Annotated in this window: 1 protein-coding gene; it reads left to right on the top strand. The window is 61.1% G+C overall.

Features of this window, described 5'->3' with window-relative positions; all coding sequences use genetic code 11:
* Positions 1-2,187 (top strand): OmpL47-type beta-barrel domain-containing protein (locus TQ39_RS21380; protein WP_420865203.1); only part of this gene is annotated, 2,187 nt, incomplete at both ends.

Here is a 2,187-nt window from a genome sequence, read left to right as displayed (position 1 = left end):
GGCACGAGCCTGCCGGACTGGAGCGCGGCGCCGGGCGACTACGGCAGCGGCATCCATCACTACGAGTACAGCATCAACGGCGGCGCATGGACAGGCTGTCCCGTGGGCGACCCCACCGTGACCACCACCGCGGGCGGTATCACGACTGTGACCGCCCGTGTGGTGGACGGCGCGGGCAACGCCTCCGGCCAGACGGCCACGGCAAAGGTGTACATCGACCCGGCCCCGCCCAATGTGCCCGATATCACGCTTTCCACGGAACAGTGGACGAACAGCATGGTAACGGCGGCCATCAAGGACAACGGCGACGCACACAGCGGCGTTGCCCGCACGGAATATTCTCTGGACGGCGGAAGCTGGACGGCATACAGCGGTGTGCTTTCCATCGCAGACCACGGCAAACATACGGTCAGCGCCCGCGCCATCGACAATGTGGGCCGTATTTCCGGCACGGCCAGCAAGACCGCGCTGGTGGATAAGGTCGCGCCGGTCATTTCAAAGGTGGAGCAGCAGCCAGACAGCGGCCATACGGAAATGACGCTGGCCGTTACCGCCACAGACGCGGACAGCGGCGTCAAGGGCTATGCGGTCACCACGGAAGAAAAAGCGCCTGCGCTGGACAGCTTTAGCGCCGGCACTCCCAAGGTAGACCACAACGGCGTTTACTACATCTGGGCAGTGGATAAGGCGGGGAATATTTCCGCTGCCGAAAAGGTGAACGTTACCGCGCTGGATATCGTGCCGCCCGTTGTGGTAAAGGTGGAGACACAGCGTACCTGGGACGCGGAGGAAAATTGGGCGAAGGTGATGGCGCAGGACGATAACAGCGGCGTTGTGGCCATCGGCTGGGAACGGGCCGAAAAAGATATGGAGAGCCGTCATGCCCCTGACCCGATCACCTGGGTGGATTCCACGGCGGAAGCGGCCTTCATTTTCACCGGGAACGGAAGCTACAACGCCTATGCACGCGACCTGGCAGGCAATGTGTCCGGGCCGTATCCGTTCATCATCGACCACATCGACAAGCACTCGCCGGTCATTGATTCCATTGAGTGGGACAAGGGCTGGAGCAAAAGCAAGACCATCACGGTAAAAGCCCATGATACGGAATCCGGCCTTGGGCAGTATGCGGTGACGCGCACGGCGGACCGCCCCGCTGAATGGCAGGACAGCAATGTGTTCGCCAACATCACGGAAAACGGCACGTACTATCTGTGGGCGAAGGACAACGTGCAGCGCGTGTCTGCGGATGCGGATGGCGACGGCGGCGATGGCGGAGAGGGTACGCCTGATCCCGGCCCCGAAGAGATCGTCATCGACACCATCGACCGTTCCAGGCCCGTGATGGACGATATCCTGCATTCGGCTGTGGATAACGCGCCCGCGGGGATGTTCGGCTATCCGCATTTCAATGAGGTAGACCGCCCGGAGCTGCTGGCCCACGATCTGGCCGATGAAGGCTGGACGGACAGCGGCATCAAGGCCATCTACTACCAATTTGCCGCAGATGAAGATTCTCTCGAAGCAGATTGGCTGACCTATGACGAGCTGGACAAGCCCGCCATGCGGGAGGAATACTTCGGAAACATCTATGCGAAGGCGGAGGACAACGCGGGGAATGTGTCCGACGCCATTTTTGCAGGCTTCATGTTCGAGCAGACCGCGCCTGTGGCGGAGAAAACCCTGACCCCGGATCACTGGACGAACGGGACGGTGGAGATCGACCTGTCCACGGACGATAACCTGTCGGGCGTGCGGGACATCACCCTGCCGGACGGCAGCGTCGTGGATGCCACGCAGGCGAAGTACACGGTGGACAAAAACGGTGTGTACAATTTCTCTGTGCGCGATTACTGCGGCAACATCCTGTCCTATCCCGTGGAAGTGAGCAATATCGACCGGCTTGCGCCGGCCGCGGACTATGAGGTGATCCCCGGTGACTGGACGAACAAGCCCGTGACCATCCGTGTGACGGCCACGGACCCGAAGCCGGAGGACGGCTATGCGCCCAGCGGCGTCAAGTCCATCACACTGCCGGACGGCACGGTGGTGGAGGGCGATACCGCGGATTTCGCTGCGGACGCCAATGGAAAATACGACTTCATCATCACGGACAATGGCGGCAACACGTTTACACTGCATACCGGGGTGAGCAATATTGATTACCTCGCTCCCGAAGCGGAATAT

Origin of the sequence: Ruthenibacterium lactatiformans, from assembly GCF_000949455.1 — a bacterium.
In the GTDB taxonomy this organism is placed as follows: domain Bacteria; phylum Bacillota; class Clostridia; order Oscillospirales; family Ruminococcaceae; genus Ruthenibacterium; species Ruthenibacterium lactatiformans.
This window is presented reverse-complemented; position numbering and strand designations above follow the sequence as displayed.